The sequence below is a fragment of the Streptomyces ambofaciens ATCC 23877 genome (assembly GCF_001267885.1).
Taxonomy (GTDB): Bacteria; Actinomycetota; Actinomycetes; order Streptomycetales; family Streptomycetaceae; genus Streptomyces; species Streptomyces ambofaciens.
This window is the reverse complement of record NZ_CP012382.1, coordinates 263,197-278,760: the sequence shown is the minus strand read 5'-3', so window position 1 is coordinate 278,760 and position 15,564 is coordinate 263,197. Positions and strand designations below refer to the sequence as shown.

The window sequence follows — 15,564 nt, the reverse complement described above, 5'->3', positions numbered from 1 at the left end:
CAGCGGGTGAATCACCACAGAAGGCCACTGTTACGTAGGCGAGATGTCCGAGGTGTTGACAGCGCATGACAGGTGGAGCACTCTCATCGCGTCCTGCTAATCCGATTTAGCCGAGCGGAGCTGATCTACTGATGTCCGAACGCCGCGTGACCATGGCCGACGTCGCCCGCGAGGCGGGCGTGTCGCCGACGACCGCGTCGTTCGCCCTGTCCGGCCGCACCGACATGCGCATCTCCGACGCCTCCCGGCAACGGGTCCTGGAAGCGGCCAGACAACTGGGCTACCGCCCCAACGTCACCGCGCGCAGCCTCCGGACGAAGTCCACGCAGACCATCGGGCTCGTGTCGGACCGGATCACCACCACGCCGTTCGCCGGCGACGTGATCCGCGGTGCCATGGAGGCCGCCCGCGAGCAGGACCACCTGCTGTTCATCACGGAGGCCGACGGCGACCGTGCCGCCGAATCGTCCCTGGTCCACGCGCTGTTGGACCGCCAGGTCGACGCGGTGATCTACGCGACCATGTTCACCCGGTACGTCACGCCCCCCAAGGAGCTGTTCGGACGCCGTGTGGTGCTGCTGAACTGTCTGGCCCCGGGTTTCGACGCCCCCTCGGTCGTCCCGGACGAGCTGGAGGCCGGCCGGGACGCGGCCCGCGCCCTGCTCGCGGCCGGTCACACCCAGGGCATCTGGGCGATCGGCGGCCACCAGGCGGTCCCGGCCACGCCCGAGGGGATCATCGCCGGCAACGAGCGCATGCGCGGCCTGGAGGAAGTGCTGCGCGAGGGCGGCGCGCATCTGGACGGCGTCATCGAGTGCGACTGGGACACGCTGGACGGCTACCGGGAGGTGTCCGCCCTGCTGACGGCCGGGACCCGCCCCCGGGCACTGGTGTGCCTGGCCGACCGGGTGTCCTTCGGCGCCTACCAGGCGCTCGGTGAGGCGGGGCTCTCGGTGCCCGGCGACGTGTCGGTGATCTCCTTCGACGACCAGGACATCGCGTCCGTGCTGCGCCCGGCCCTCACCACGCTGAAGCTGCCGCACCACCAGCTCGGCCGCCTCGCCGTGGAGCTGATCCTCCGCGGCGGACCGCTCGAATCGGTCGTCCACCGTGTGCCCATGCCGCTGAGGGAGCGGGCCTCCCTGGGTGTTCCCGGCGGGGAGTGACACCGGCACCCGAAAAGACCGCCGTCCCGCCGCCCACTCCAGGAGCGGGCGGCGGGACGGCCACCAAGAACAGCGACCGTCGCAACCGGTCGCCTAGGGCGGGTCCTGCAAGATCCGCCTCCGTGAGATGGAGGAACCTCGTGGTGTTCAGAAAAAGGCGCCTCGCGCTGGCGAGTGTAGCTGCCGCGGCGGCGACCGCGCTCGTCGCCGGGTGCGCGTCCGGCACCGGCGGGAGCTCGTCCGGGGCCAGCGGCGACACGCTGACCCTGTGGACGCACAACGCCGGCAACTCGGCCGAACTCGACGTCGTGAAGAAGATCATCAAGGACTTCAACGAATCCCAGGACACGTACACGGTCGAGCTCCAGTCGTTCCCGCAGGCCGACTACAACAACTCCGTCGTGGCCGCCGCCTCGGCCCGCAAGCTGCCCTGCCTGCTCGACGTGGACGGCCCCAACGTGGCGAACTGGGCCTGGGGCGGCTACCTCGCCCCCATCGACGTCACCGGCAGCGAGGTGCCGGTGGAGGACCAGCTCGCCAGCACCGTCGGCACGTACAAGGACCAGCTCTACTCCTTCGGCTTCTACGACGTCTCCCTGGCCTTCTTCGCCCGCAAGTCCGTCCTGGACGAGCACGGCATCCGCATCCCCACCATGGACAAGCCCTGGACCAGGAGTGAGTTCGACACCGCGCTGGCCGAGCTGAAGAAGAGCGGCGAGTTCGACTACCCGCTGGAGATGGGCACCGGCGGCAGCGGCGAGTGGTGGCCGTACGCCTACTCCCCGCAGCTGCAGAGCTTCGGCGGCGACCTCATCGACCGCAACGGCTACAAGGCCGCCTCCGGCATCCTCGACGGCAAGGAGTCCGTCGAGTGGGGCAACTGGTTCCGCTCGCTGGTGACCAAGGGCTACATGGCGAAGAAGTCCGGAGCCGACCCCAACAAGGACTTCCTGGCCGGCAAGAGCGCCATCCAGTGGGACGGCAGCTGGAACGCGGCCAAGAACGCCGGCAAGCTCGGCGACGACCTGGCGATCATCCCGCCGGTCGACTTCGGCAACGGACCCAAGATCGGCGGCTCCTCCTGGCAGTGGGCCATGAGCTCCACCTGCTCCAACAAGGACGGCGCCCAGGAGTGGCTGAAGTTCTCCCGCCAGACCAAGTACTTCGTCGACTACGCCCAGGCCACCAGCACCATCCCCGCCACGGACGCCGCCGCTCAGCAGATCGCGGACTACCAGCCGGGCGGCATGTTCGAGGAACTCGTCCAGTTCGCACGCGAGTACGCCACGGTGCGTCCGGTCACCCCGGCCTACCCGTACATCTCCACCGAGTTCCAGAAGGCCGCCCAGGACATCCTGGCCGGCGCCGACCCCGAGGACGCTCTCGGCCAGGCCGCGAAGAACATCGACAACAACCTGAAGACGAACAACAACTACGCAGGCTGACCCGCCCCGGTCCGGTTCGGTCCCCGACCACGCCGTCCGAACCGGACCGGCTCCCTGGAGATACCGTGACCACCAGAACCGCAGCTCCCGAGCGACTGCGCCCGGTCCGGCGAACCCGAACGACCAACACCCGTCGCCGTGAGAGCCTCACCGCCCTCGGCATGGCCACCCCGGCCGTCGTGCTGCTGATCGTCTTCCTCGTCGTACCGGTCGCCCTCGCCTTCGCCCTGGCCTTCACCGACGCGAGGCTCATCTCGCCCACCCCGGCCCGTTTCGTGGGCCTGCGCAACTTCACCCGGCTCTTCGAAGACCCGGTCTTCTACAAGTCCCTGCGCAACACCGCGTACTTCGCCGCCGTCGTCGTTCCGCTCCAGGCCGGCCTCGCCCTGGTCCTGGCGCTGCTGGTCAACGCGAAAGTACGGGGCGTCAACTTCTTCCGCACCGTCTACTTCCTGCCCGTCGTCACCTCGATGGTCGTGGTGTCCCTCCTGTGGACCTTCCTCTACCGGAAGGACGGCCTGGTCAACCACGTCATCTCGACACTCACCCTCGGCCACTTCCAGGGCCCGGACTGGCTGGGCGACCCGGCCACGGCGATGCCGGCCATCATCCTGATGTCGGTGTGGCAGGGCGTCGGCTTCCACATGATCATCTGGCTGGCCGGCCTGCAGACCATCCCCGCCGAGCTGTACGAAGCCGCCGAGATCGACGGCGCCACACCCTGGCACCGCTTCTGCCACGTCACCTGGCCGGGACTGCGCGCCACCCGCACCTTCGTGCTCGTCACCATCACGATCGCCGCCTTCAGCCTCTTCACCCAGATCAGGGTCATGACGCAGGGCGGTCCGCTCGACTCCACCACCACCGTCGTCTACCAGGCCGTACGCACCGGCTACGACCAGCAGCAGACCGCCTACGCGGCGGCCATCTCGCTGATCTTCTTCGTACTCGTCCTGACCGTGTCGCTCGTCCAGCGCTTCCTGACCCGGGAGAAGGACTGACATGACCTCCCTCCTCAAGCGGCTCAGCGGTCACGCCGGCCGCGTCGTCCTGGCCCTGGTCTTCGCGCTGCCGCTCCTCTTCATGCTCGTCTCGTCGTTCAAACCGGACGACCAGATCTTCGGCGACCTCGGCTCACTGCGCGCCTTCCTGCCGGTCGGAACCCTGTCGCTGGACAACTACACCGACATGTTCGAGCGTGTCCCGGCGGCACGTTTCCTGCTGAACTCCGTGCTGATCTCGTCGGTCACCGTGGTGCTCGGCATCATCGTCAACAGCCTGGCCGCCTTCGCGCTCTCACGGATGCGGTGGCCCGGCCGCAAGCTCGTGCTGACCGTGATCATCGCCACCCTCATCGTGCCGTTCGAGACCTTCGCGCTGCCGCTGGTGTGGTGGGTCAACCAACTGCCGCTGCTCCGCGTGAACGGCTTCCACCTGGCGTGGACCACCGGCTGGATGGACACCTACCAGGTGCAGGTCCTCCCGTTCGTCGCCAACGCCTTCTCGATCTTCTTCTTCCACCAGTTCTTCCAGAGCATCCCCAAGGAACTCGACGAAGCGGCGATCATGGACGGCGCCGGCTGGTTCACCATCTACCGCCGCATCGTGATGCCCCTGTCCGGCCCGGCCGTCGCCACCGTCGCCATCCTCACCTTCCTGCCCGCCTGGAACTCCTACCTGTGGCCGCTGATGGTCGTACAGAGCGAAGAGCTGCGGCCGGTGATGGTCGGCATCTCCTACTTCTTCCAGCTGAACGTGGGCTGGGGCCAGATCATGGCCTACTCCTCCATGATCACCGTGCCGATCCTCGCCCTGTTCGTGGCGTTCCAGCGGTCGTTCGTCAACAGCATCGCCTCCACCGGCGTCAAGGGCTGACCCCTGCACCGCACTGGCGACCCCGCCTCGTCCTCACGACTTCCGTGCGCTTCGCACGCCCTGAGAAAGGCCCCGTGTGTCCACGTCGCCCGCCGACCCCCACCTGCCCACCGTCCATCTGCGACCGCCCCGCAACTGGATCAACGACCCCAACGGTCTGGTCTTCCACGACGGCCACTACCACGTCTTCTTCCAGTACAACCCGCACGGCCCCCAGCACGCGAACATGCACTGGGGCCACTACCGCAGCCCCGACCTGATCACCTGGGAACCCCTCCCCGTCGCCCTCACCCCCACCCCCGGCGGCCACGACGCCGACGGCTGTTACTCGGGCAACGCCGTCTCCGAAGGCAACCGCATGGTGGCCTTCTACTCCGCCCACCGCAATGACCGCTGGTGGCAGCCGATCACGACCGCGGAGTCGTCGGACAACGGCCGCACCTGGGCCAAACGCCCCCACCTGCTCATCCCCGAACCGCCCGCCGGCACCACCATGTACCGGGACCCCTACGTCTGGCGGCAGGACGAACGCTGGCGGATGCTCGTCGGATCCGCCCTCGACGACGGCCGCGCCGCGGCGCAACTGTACGAGTCCGACGACCTGGAGCACTGGACCTACCGAGGCCCCTTCCACACCAGCGACGCCGCGACCGGCACGGGCCCCATCGGCTGGGAGTGCCCCCAGTACGCCACCTTCGGCGGCCAAGGTGTTCTGATCCTCAGCGACTGGACTCCTCAGGGCGGACCCAGCCACACCAGCGTCATCATCGGCCAGGAGAAGGACGGACGCTTCACCGCGGCCACGGCCCTCGTGCCGCTGGACCACGGCCCCGACTTCTACGCCCCCGCCCTGCTGAAGGCCCCAGGAGAAGACCGCTGGCTGATGTGGGGCTGGGCATGGGAAGCCCGGGACGACGCCTGGGCGCACGAAGCGGGCTGGGCAGGCGTCCTCACCCTCCCCCGTGAGGTCAGCCTCACCGCCGACGGCACGGTCGCCCAGCGCCCCGCCCGCGAACTGCTGGCCCTGCGCGGCCCGCGCGTCCTGTACGGAACCGGACACGTCAGCCGGACCGAACCCGTCGAACTCGGCCAGGTCAGCCACACCTTCGACCTCACCGCCACCCTCGTCCCGGACACCACCGGTACCAGCGGGCTGCGCCTGATCACGTCGACCGACGGCTCCGAGTACCTCGACATCAGTCTCGACCCCACGGCAGGCCGCCTCGCCGTCGACCGCACCCACGCCTCACCGGACACGCGGGCACGGGGAGGGGCCTACACCGCACCGTGCCCGGCAGCGGCGCGTCTCCACACCCCCGTCGAACTTCGCGTGATCGTGGACCGTTCCATAGCCGAGGTCTACCTGGCCGACGAGCAGGTCCTCACCCTGAGGTTCTACCCGTCCACCGACGGACCGTGGCGGCTGCAGGCCCGTACGACAGGGACAGGGCGCAGCGAGTTCGCCGTCGCGGCCTGGAACCTGACCCCGCAGGACATCCGGCAGGAAGCCGAGCCGGCGCCCCGGACAGCACAGCGTGCCTGATGCCCTGGGCCGCACGCGGCCCGAAGGCTGACCCACCCGCACACCTACAGGCCCCGTGATCTCGCACCGTGTGCGGCAGACGTGGCCATTGCAGCACCCCATGCCCCTACGGGCCTGCGGGCTGCGTTCCGTGGCGCGGGGCTACGGCCCCGCGCCCTACCTGAGAGGCAGACAGTCACCTTGGCCCGACGGGGGGACCCCCGGCCGCGTCGACGTCCTCGGCGAGTGCGCCGCTGACATCTTCGAGGACCGCGACCGGCCCGATGCCGGCGGTCTGGCCTGCGTGCGCTTGCCGGTGGCGGCCCGGCAAACACCGCTGTCGCCCTCGCCCGGCGAAGGAGAGCCGCTCGGGTGGGCGACGACCGCGTGGGCGGGGGCGAGAACCGCCTCCCCGTGCACGGAATAGTCGGTCATGGTGAAGGACGGCACCGCGCTGACCGCCTCACCGATGCTCAGCCCGCGCACGCCGCTGGCCGACCGTGCCGGTGTCGTCCGGGTACTGCCGACGAGGACCCCACGACAGCGCACATCCGGGGCCGCCTGGCCTGGGGTGATCGTCCGATGCCGGGGCCAGATCCAGCAGGCGTACCGCGATCGAGCACCGGATGACGACGGCGAAGCCGGTCTTCGGGTTGATATCTGTAGGTCAGATGGGGGTGTTCTCGTCGGGGACGAAGGGGTCTCCGTGGCCGGGGACGATCAGAGCGGGCTTGAGGGCGAGGATCTTGCGGCGGGAGGCGCTCAGGCCGGCGGGGTCGTCGGAGGTGGGGTCTTCGGCGGGGCCGTGGACGCTCCACCAGGCGTGGGTGAGGACGACGGTGCCTTCGGCGGTTTCCGCGACGGTGGAGATGTCCTGGGGGGTGTGGCCGGGCGTTTCGATCAGGCGGATCGAGGGGGAGAGCTGGCATCCGTCGGCGGGCCGGTCGTACCAGAGGTGGTTGTGGTAGGCGGCCCAGACGTCGTGGGCGCGCGCGTTGGGGAAGAGGGCTGCGTTGAGGGTGTGGTCGGGGTGGTGGTGGCTGAAGACCACGTCGGTCACCTGCTCGGGGGTGATTCCGGCGGCGGCGAGCGGATCGAGGATGAGTTTGCGGTCCTCGACCATGCCGGGGTCGACGACGACGATCGTGTCGCCGTCGCACAGGAGGCCGACGGTCGAGGCGACGTACCACGGCTTCTCGCGGCCGTCGCGGCCGTCATTGGGTGCGTCGAGCCTGCCGTAGCCGGTGGTCAGCAGGGTGAATGTGGCGGTCATGAGAGGTGATGGTCCTTTGTTGCTCGTGGGAATGGCCGGCAGGGAGGGCGAGGTGTGCCGTCCGTGCCGGGGGCTTGAGGATGTGCGAAGCCGCGCCCCGGCGCGGGTCCGGTGAACCGGCGGCGGGGTGGGGGTGGCCGAACTCAGTCGGCGGTGGTCTGCGTGCGGCGGGCGTAGGCGCGGGCGGCGCGGGCCCGGTCGCCGCAGCGGACCGAGCACCAGTGACGGCGTCCGGCACGGAGCAGGTAGCGGTTGCAGGGGTGGGAGGGGCAGGCCGTCAGCCGTTCGGCGTCGGGCCCGGTGAGCAGGTCGGCGGCGTCGGCGGCGAGGATGCCGAGGGCCTGGTCGACGATCTGGTCGATGGGGTGCGGGGCGGTGCGGTGCATGCCGCGGACCGCATCCCAGCCGAGCGGGGAGGCGGTGGGGACCCGTGTGAGGGCGTCGTTGACGGCAGCCAGCGCGGTTGCCGGAGCCGGATGCCCGCCTACTTGGGCGGCGAGCAAGGCTCGTACCTGTTCGCGCAGGGAACGCACGCGTGCCGCACAGATCTCCTGCAGGCCGGCGTCCGCGGGGGCCAGGTTGTGGTCGGCCAGCCACTGGTTGGCGCCGGCGGGCGTGCCCAACGCATCGAGGAACTGGCCACCCGGCAGGGCGATAGCGCTGTTGGCGAGGTCGAGCGCGGGGTATTGCCCAGCGCCCGGTGCCTGCGGCAGCCCGGGGGCAGCGGTTTCGGCAGGGGCGGCGGTGTCGATCTCACTCACGTATCTCACGGTACAGCTTGCCTTCATCCGTGACAAACATCTATGGTCACGGATGTAAGCCCATCTATCCGTGAGGTGGTTCAGTCGTGGCAGCACCCGGCATGTCCAACGAGCAGGTCCCCATCCGTGTCTTCGGCGGTCCGACCGCGCTCATCGAGTACGGCGGGTTGCGATTCCTGACCGACCCGACGTTCGATGCCCCCGGCACCTACCCGTCGGGGCTCGCCAAGACCGCGCCCGCCTCCGCCGCGCCCGCTGATCTGGGCCGTATCGATGCGGTGCTGCTGTCGCACGACGAGCACGACGACAACCTCGACGCCTCGGGCCGGGCCCTGCTCGCCGACGTCCCCCTGACCCTGACCACGCCCAGTGGCGCGGGCAGGTTGGGCGGCACCGCACGCCCCCTGAAGGACTGGGAGTCCATCGAGCTCGACCGTCCCGGTGGCGGCACGATCACTGTCACCGGCGTCCCGGCCCTGCACGGGCCCGGGGCACGCGAGGACCTCGAACCCGTCGTCGGCGAGGTCGTCGGATTCGTCCTGAGCGGGGACGGCCTGCCCACCGTCTACGTCAGCGGCGACAACGCCCAGCTCTCCCTGGTCCAGGAGATCGCCGATCGTTTCGGCCCGGTGGACACCGCTGTGCTGTTCGCCGGCGCGGTCCGCACCCCCGTCCTGGACCGTGCGCTGCTCACCCTCGACAGCGCTCAGGCCGCCGAGGCCGCCCGCATCCTGGGCGCCCGCCGGATCGTGCCGGTCCACTTCGACAGCTGGGCCCACTTCACCGAGGGCCGCGAGCAGCTCGTGGACGCCTTCACCACCGCCGGACTGATTGACCGCGTGGAACTGGCCTGACCTCCAACGCCCGGCCGCTGCGGTACATCACGAGCTCACCGCAGCGGCCCTTCCCGGCTCAGCCACTCGCGCCGGGCCGGCGCACCCCAGAAGGAATCCCCGTGAACAACCCGATCAAGGGCACAGCCCGCGGATCCGCTCCCGCGCCGCTGTCCGTCCTCGACACCGCCCTGGCCGGCCGCGGCATCAGCGCCGCCGACGCCCTGTCCGGCAGCATCGCCCTGGCCGAACTCGCCGAGAGGCGCGGCTTCACCCGCTACTGGGTGACCGAACACCACTCCATGCCCGGCGTCTCCTCCTCCAGCCCCGCCGTCCTGCTGGCCCGGCTGACCGCCCACACCACACGGCTGCGGCTCGGGGCGGGCGGAGTGATGCTGCCCAACCACCCCCCGCTGATCGTCGCCGAACAGTACGGACTGCTCCAAGCCCTCGCCCCGGACCGGATCGACGTCGGTCTGGGCCGCGCCCCGGGTACCAACCAGGCCACCGCCGCCGCCCTGCGCCGAGGCCGCTCGGACAACGACGACTTCCCTCGGCAGGTCGTCGAACTGCTGCACTTCCTCGACGACGACTTCCCCGAAGAACACCCCTACCGCGAGCGCGTCTACGCCGTGCCCGGCCCCGGACAGGACAAGGAGAACGGTCTTTCGCAGACGGCCGGCCGACCCTCGGTCTGGCTCCTGGGATCCTCCGGATACTCCGCCCACCTCGCCGCCGGCCTGGGCCTGCCCTTCGCCTTCGCCGCGCACTTCTCTCCCGATCACGTCGCCGCCGCCCTCCAGCTCTACCGCGACCGGTTCACCCCCTCGGCCGTACTCACCGAGCCGTACGCACTGGCCAGCTTCGCCGTCATGGCGGCCGACGACGAGCACGAGGCCCTGCGCCAGACACACAGCTACGCCCACAGCATGATGCGCATGCTCCACGGCAAGTCCTACCTCGTACCCACCCCCGACGAGGCCGCCTCCCACCCCTACACCGCCTCCGAGCAGCAGGTCCTCGACCACTGGACCAACAGCGTCCTGCACGGCACACCCGACCAGGTCACCGCTCACCTCAACCGCCTGCACGAGGCAGCCCGCCCTGACGAGATCATGATCGCCAGCGTGGGCCACGCCCCCCAGGCGCTCCTGCACTCGACCGAACTCATCGCCGACGCCTACACCCTGCCGACCTCACCGGTCCCCGCGTCCGCTCCCTGACACGGCCCCGCCGCGCCCCCGGGACAGTTCGCGCGGACCGCCCGCCGTGCAGCGTCGGCCAGGTAGCACGTCACACGCAGCAGACCTCGCCCACCACCCCTGGGCTCGTAACGGAGACACCATGCACCACACCGCGACCACGTCAGCCAACGGGCCGACAGACACCCCATCGGCCACTCCTGGCACTTCTCTGCCTGAGACGCAAAAGCGCATCCTGGTCGTCCTGCTGGCGTCCCAGGTCCTCAGCGGCGTGGGGCTCGCGGCCGGTGTCACCGTTGCCGCCCTGCTGGCTCAGGACATGCTCCACTCCACCACCCTGGCCGGGCTGCCCAGCGCCCTGCTCACCGCGGGCTCCGCCCTCGCCGCCGTCACCATCGGCCGCATATCGCAGACCCGCGGGCGCCGCCCCGGCCTGGCAGCCGGCTACCTCGCAGGCGCCGTCGGCGGTGCCGGAGTCGTCGTCGCTGCCGCCCTCGACAACCCCGGCCTGCTGTTCATCTCCCTCTTCCTCTACGGCGCCGGCACCGCTGCCAATCTTCAGGCCCGCTACGCGGGAGCCGACCTCGCTGCGCCGCGTCATCGCGCCCGAGCGCTGTCCACCGTCCTGGTCGCCACCACCCTGGGCGGTGTCGTCGGCCCCAACCTCACCGCTCCCGCCGGACACCTCGCCGCCGCCCTCGCATTGCCCCCGCTGAGCGGTCTGTTCCTCATCTCCAGCGCCGCGTTCGCCCTGGCCGCCCTGACTCTGCTGGTCTGGCTGCGTCCCGACCCCCTCCTGCTCGCCCGCTCCCTCCCCGCCGTGCCGGAGGCACCAGAGCACACCGGCACAGGACCGGCGACCGACATCCCGCAGCCCGCCGCACACCGCCGCCCGGGCCTGCCGCTGGGGGTCCTGGTGATGGTCCTCAGCCAGCTCGTCATGGTCGCGATCATGACGATGACCCCCGTGCACATGCACGACCACGGCCACAGCACCGCCGCCTCCGGCCTCGTCATAGCCCTGCACGTCGGCGCCATGTACCTTCCCTCACCCCTGACCGGAGCACTCACCGACCGCTACGGCCCCACCGCGACGGCCGCGGCTTCCGGCCTGACCCTGCTGGCCGCCGGCGTCCTCGCCGCCGCCGCGCCCGCCGACTCCGTCCTTCTGCTCACCCTCGCTCTCGTCCTGCTCGGCATCGGCTGGAACTTCGGCCTCGTCAGCGGCACCACCATCATCACCAACGCCGTCCCCCTGGCCACGCGAGCCAAGACCCAAGGCATGGTCGACGTCGCCATCGCCATCGCCGGAGCCACCGGCGGCATGACCTCAGGGATCGTCGTCGCAGCAGCCAGCTACCCTCTCCTCGCCCTCGCCGGAGCCGCCTTCGCCCTCGCTCTCCTCCCCGCAGTTGTCGTCACCGCCCAGAAAGGCTCGCCTCGCACACCTTCCTCGGAACGCCGATAGAGCAGCACCGAACCTTGAGCCATATGATCGGGCGGACAAGTGCTAGCCGGTCGGGGCAGCGGTCCGACCGGAGAAGCTGTGCGGTGCGGCGGCCTCGAGTGTCTGGCGGGTTCGCAGTGCCGCGAGGGCGAAGGCAGTGGTGAGGTAGGGCGAGCCGAAGTACACGGGGAACCGCCCCATCCGGTAGTACGGGCTGGCCGGCCAAGAACCGTCGGACTGCTGGGTCTGGGCAAGCAGGGCGTGCCGCTGGTCCTGGCCAGCGGTGAGTCCGAGATTGTCGGCTGCCAGTGTCCGGAAGGCGAGGGCCAGGGGGCCGGGCTCGCCGCCATTGCGCGGTGAGGAGTTCGCCTCCTCGTGTTCTTGGAGGGCGCGGCGCAAGGGGGCGGAGTAGACCTGGGCGCTGGAGGGGAATCTGGCGCACAGGCGGGAGAGCGCGTAGAGGAACGCGTCGGGAGACGGGTAGTAGCGGGTGCCGTCCAGGTATCGCCCGGACTCAAGGTGCTCGGCCAGGTATCGCGTCGAGGTGCTGACAACCGCCGCCGCGCTCTCGCTAGCGGCGTGGAGGTCGCTGAGCTGAGCAGTGTAGAGAGCGTTGGCACAGGCCACCGGGTCGTGCTTGCGTCCGCGGCGCAGGGCATGGGGTTCCAGGCCGTCTTCCCAATAGACCATGAAGACTCGCGCACGGAGTGCGTCATCGTCGCCGTATGGGCGGGGAACGCTGTCAGCGGGTGCTGCGGCGTGTAGGAGGTCGGCCACGTGCGCTGTGAGGTCCGCAGGAGTGAGCAAGCCGTGCTCGTACAGAGCACCTACGGCCAGGCCTGTGCAGTCGGTGTCGGCGGGAAAGCCGTTGGCTCCGAGGAAGAAGCGATACCGGCGCTGCCAGCGGGCCGCCTCGATCTGCCGGCCCAGTCGCAGGGCCAGACTCTTCTCCTCCGCGGTGGCGGCGGGAGGCAGGAGCATCAAGGCGACCATGGCCGTGAATGCCTCGTCGGCCAGATCGAATCCAGGATCCGCACCCAGATGCTCGCGAAGTACCGCACGTGCCCGAGCGCCGGAGAAGCTGCGGCTGAAGGAGACGTCAAGGGACAGCTGTGCCGACGGGGCCCCATCGTCCATGGCCCGGTTCAAGTAGCACCAGGCGCGCTCGACGGCGCACCGCACATGCCGCGCCGCAGCCGGCGGCGTCTCCGCAGAAGCCGAAACCGTCACCGTGCCTCGATCCTCCTGACAACCCTGGGACAGCTCCGGGAGCACGGCGCGGACGCGGCGGCGTGGCGGCGCCTGGGCCGCGCGGACGGACAGCCACTGACCGACGCGCTCGACAACTCCGACGGCGACGCTCTCTGCCGCCGCCCGTACGCCCGCGCCGAGGCGGAAGACGTACGGCGCCGTGTAGCTGAGCGGGAGGCGCAGAGCCCGTGTGCGCGCGGTGCGGGCAGAGGTTCACCGAGCAGCGCTGGGAGGAGACAACCGCGCACCGGACGGCTTGGAGCGCCGGGGGCCTGTCGGTGTGCGGCAGTTGCCACGCCGACGTCGTCGCCCGTGAGGAAGCGGCTGCCGGAGCCGCCCGGCTCCAGGCCGCCGCGCCACCGGGGCCGGAGCGCGACCACGACCACGAGGATCCGGGAAAGGTCCGCGGGCTGTTCCGCCGCCGCGGCTGGCCCCACACGTCGACGCCGTCTCCCGCCGGACGCGGGGGAGAGGTGGTGTCGTCGAGCAGCGGCCCGGGGCGGGCTGGTGCTGTGGGGGTCGAGGAGCTGTTCCAGGGCGCGGGCCGAGACGCGGGGCACCGGCGCCAGAAGACGCTGGTGGAGCGAACGGGGCGCACAGCGGGTGTGTAACTCCTCGACGGGGGTGGTGTCGCCGGCGGTGGCGAGGCGGATGTGCAGGAGCTGCCCGGCGACTTCGTGTTGGGCGCTCACAGCGGGCCGCAGCCCACCGTCCGCTGTGGCGTGTCCGTGCAAGGTCTCTCCCGAAGTCTGGGGCGGAAAGCGGGGCGAGCGGCGGGTCCTGCGGCATATCGGGCCCTCCGGCGGCGTTCCGGCACGGGCAGAGCAGCCGGCGGAAGGCCCTTCGGTGTTCCTCAGCTGGGTTGCAGTACTCGCGCAGCGTCCGGGTGTGAGGTGTCCTGCGCCAGATACCGCTGGTACCAGGCCCGTTCATCCGGGGTCATGGTGGTCCTGGTGCCGGAGGCGTCGAGGCGCATGACACGGGTGCGGACCTGGGCATGGTCACCCAGAGGCGACGAGATCGACGTGACCAGGTGCAGGCTGGCCCGTCCGACCTTCTCCGCCCGTAGTGCCAGCTGGATCTCCGGGATGGTCCAGGGCAGCGGCCGGGTGAATTCCGCCTGGACTCCCACGGCACACCAGTAGGTCTGCAGACCCAGTTCGTCGCGCAGCGCGCACACCCATTCGACCGCGGTGTCCTCGGCGTAGCGGATGATCGACAGGTTGTGCACGTTGCCGCGGATGTCGGCATCGCTCAGCCTGATGAGCCGCCGCGTGGTGAAGGTGAGCATCAATGTCCTTGTTCCGGGAGGCGCTACCGGTCTGCCGATGACGCAGAGGTCTCGGGCAGGCGAGCCCTGGGCACCTCGCGGAAACGGGAAGCGGCGCCCGAGTCGGGATCGGCCGCAGATCAGCCCCCGACCCGCGCGGCAGCGCCATGCTTAATCAACAGGAAAGGTGTACCACGGGCAATGCAGATATTTGCTCTCGATTTCTCCCGGACCGCTCCCATACTCAGATCGAGCGAGCGCGCGCGGCGCACACCGCCCGAGGTGAATGCGCACCCACCACCACACGCTGGAACCGCCCTACCGCGCCGCACCCAACACGCGGGCGGTTCAGGCCCACTCCGCGCAGGCAGGACCGGCGAGGGCGGCACGGGGATCGGCCGGCGCTCCGAATCATCCGCCGCGGTGCGCAGAACCAGAACTGCCGAGCCGCTCCAGGGCACCCGCCCTGACCTGGAGGGCGGTTGAGTGATGGTCTCTTGCCGTCAGAAGCCGAAAGCGTCGGCAGGGACGGACGCGGCCAGTGCGGCAACAGCGACCTGGGACTCGATCCAGGGGCGCAGTCGGGTGTCTCGCGCCGGGCTGTGGCAGGCGAGCAGGGCCGCGGCGTACCCGCCCCACACCAGTCCCACCAGCGGTGCCACGGCTGTGGAGACCAACAGGCCCAGTACTGCGAGTGCGTAGCCGAGCCGTTTGGCTCCGGCCACCCCCAGGAGTACGGGCAGGCTCCGGGTGCCGTCCAGGCGGTCCGCGCCGACGTCGCGCAGGTCGTTGTTGATGACCTCAACGGACCCGATCAGCAGCACACTCAGGGCCCACCACCAGGTCGACGCCAGCGTCAGCAGGTCGTTGCCGGCCGCGACCGGCAGGACCGCCACCGTCACCCACACGGCGACGACGTAAGGGACCTTCATCCCGGGAAGCTTCCGCAGGGCCACCCGTCGGCCGCGGGCGGAGATCCATGGCTTGGCGTACAGCCGTGCGGAGATCCAGGCCAGGGCCAGTGCGAGCGCACACCATGGCCGCAGCAAGGCTGTGACGAGGGCAAGCAGTACACACAGGCCCATCCATGTCCGCATGGCCTGGTGATGGCGGGCCATCCATGCTTCGCGGCTTCCCGGGGCGCCCTCGCTGTCGGGTCCGGTCAGCCGGTCGCGCGTGTAGGTAGCGGTGATGATGGCGAAGGCGAAGGCGGCTGCGATGAAGTCCGCTTCCTCTCCTAGGACCTGACAGGTCGCGAACGTCGCTGAGGCGGCGGACAGCCCCATCAGAACATTGGTCCATGCCAGTAGCGTCAGCGCGGAGGGCCGTGGGCTGGCCGGCCCGTCCAGCGGCGTGCTGCCGCGGGGAAGAAGCGACATGAGTGCATCCGTCCTGTGCAGGCCAAAATTCGGCGACTGCGAAGCGAAGAGCAGAAGGGCATGCCTGTGAGATGCAAGCCAGGCTTGTCAGGCATTTCGGAAGGTCAATTCTCCCCACTCGCTCCGCTGCCCTCGCGCCT

General features: G+C 70.1%; 13 protein-coding genes. 8 read left to right on the top strand and 5 right to left on the bottom strand.

Annotation, left to right across the window (positions count from 1 at the left end; all coding sequences use genetic code 11):
- Positions 1-131: 131 nt before the first annotated feature.
- The 5 genes from SAM23877_RS01325 (at position 132) to SAM23877_RS01305 (ending at position 6,029) form a co-directional block, all read left to right on the top strand.
- Complete coding sequence (locus SAM23877_RS01325; RefSeq protein ID WP_053126057.1) at positions 132-1,166, top strand: LacI family DNA-binding transcriptional regulator; 1,035 nt, start codon at positions 132-134, stop codon at positions 1,164-1,166.
- A gap of 140 nt (positions 1,167-1,306) precedes the next feature.
- Complete coding sequence (locus tag SAM23877_RS01320) at positions 1,307-2,611, top strand: ABC transporter substrate-binding protein (protein ID WP_053126055.1); 1,305 nt, start codon at positions 1,307-1,309, stop codon at positions 2,609-2,611.
- A gap of 65 nt (positions 2,612-2,676) precedes the next feature.
- Positions 2,677-3,612 carry a carbohydrate ABC transporter permease gene (locus tag SAM23877_RS01315; protein ID WP_053126053.1) on the top strand — a complete coding sequence of 312 codons (936 nt, stop codon included), beginning with the start codon at positions 2,677-2,679 and terminating at the stop codon, positions 3,610-3,612.
- Position 3,613: 1 nt separating this feature from the next.
- Positions 3,614-4,486 carry a carbohydrate ABC transporter permease gene (locus SAM23877_RS01310; protein WP_053126051.1) on the top strand — a complete coding sequence of 291 codons (873 nt, stop codon included), beginning with the start codon at positions 3,614-3,616 and terminating at the stop codon, positions 4,484-4,486.
- A 76-nt stretch (positions 4,487-4,562) separates the two neighbouring features.
- Positions 4,563-6,029, top strand: a complete 1,467-nt coding sequence (locus SAM23877_RS01305) for a glycoside hydrolase family 32 protein (protein WP_053126049.1) — start codon at positions 4,563-4,565, stop codon at positions 6,027-6,029.
- A 646-nt stretch (positions 6,030-6,675) separates the two neighbouring features.
- Here SAM23877_RS01305 and SAM23877_RS01300 read toward each other — a convergent pair.
- Both SAM23877_RS01300 and SAM23877_RS01295 read right to left on the bottom strand, forming a co-directional pair.
- Positions 6,676-7,281 (bottom strand): MBL fold metallo-hydrolase, encoded by a 606-nt coding sequence (locus SAM23877_RS01300; protein WP_053126047.1) that lies wholly within the window; start codon positions 7,279-7,281, stop codon positions 6,676-6,678.
- A 143-nt stretch (positions 7,282-7,424) separates the two neighbouring features.
- A complete protein-coding gene (locus tag SAM23877_RS01295; RefSeq protein ID WP_244902887.1) occupies positions 7,425-8,042 on the bottom strand; it encodes a CGNR zinc finger domain-containing protein in 618 nt (205 codons plus the stop codon).
- A 101-nt stretch (positions 8,043-8,143) separates the two neighbouring features.
- On the opposite strand from SAM23877_RS01295, the gene SAM23877_RS01290 reads away from it, so the two are divergent.
- The 3 genes from SAM23877_RS01290 to SAM23877_RS01280 all read left to right on the top strand — a co-directional run bounded on the left by SAM23877_RS01290 (position 8,144) and on the right by SAM23877_RS01280 (position 11,545).
- On the top strand, positions 8,144-8,896 hold the full coding sequence (locus SAM23877_RS01290; protein ID WP_053126043.1) for an MBL fold metallo-hydrolase: 753 nt from the start codon (positions 8,144-8,146) through the stop codon (positions 8,894-8,896).
- 101 nt (positions 8,897-8,997) lie between these two features.
- Complete coding sequence (locus SAM23877_RS01285; RefSeq protein WP_053126041.1) at positions 8,998-10,098, top strand: LLM class flavin-dependent oxidoreductase; 1,101 nt, start codon at positions 8,998-9,000, stop codon at positions 10,096-10,098.
- Between the two features lie 121 nt (positions 10,099-10,219).
- Positions 10,220-11,545: an MFS transporter gene (locus tag SAM23877_RS01280; RefSeq protein WP_079029959.1), complete on the top strand. Its 1,326-nt coding sequence runs from the start codon at positions 10,220-10,222 to the stop codon at positions 11,543-11,545.
- Between the two features lie 42 nt (positions 11,546-11,587).
- Here the strand turns inward: SAM23877_RS01280 and SAM23877_RS39995 are convergent, their stop codons facing one another.
- From SAM23877_RS39995 to SAM23877_RS01260, 3 genes are all read right to left on the bottom strand, one after another.
- Complete coding sequence (locus tag SAM23877_RS39995; RefSeq protein WP_162492080.1) at positions 11,588-12,754, bottom strand: hypothetical protein; 1,167 nt, start codon at positions 12,752-12,754, stop codon at positions 11,588-11,590.
- 874 nt (positions 12,755-13,628) lie between these two features.
- Positions 13,629-14,066 carry a thioesterase family protein gene (locus tag SAM23877_RS01265; RefSeq protein ID WP_053126037.1) on the bottom strand — a complete coding sequence of 146 codons (438 nt, stop codon included), beginning with the start codon at positions 14,064-14,066 and terminating at the stop codon, positions 13,629-13,631.
- A 482-nt stretch (positions 14,067-14,548) separates the two neighbouring features.
- Positions 14,549-15,424 (bottom strand): UbiA family prenyltransferase, encoded by an 876-nt coding sequence (locus SAM23877_RS01260; RefSeq protein WP_107408634.1) that lies wholly within the window; start codon positions 15,422-15,424, stop codon positions 14,549-14,551.
- Between the last annotated feature and the right edge of the window lie 140 nt (positions 15,425-15,564).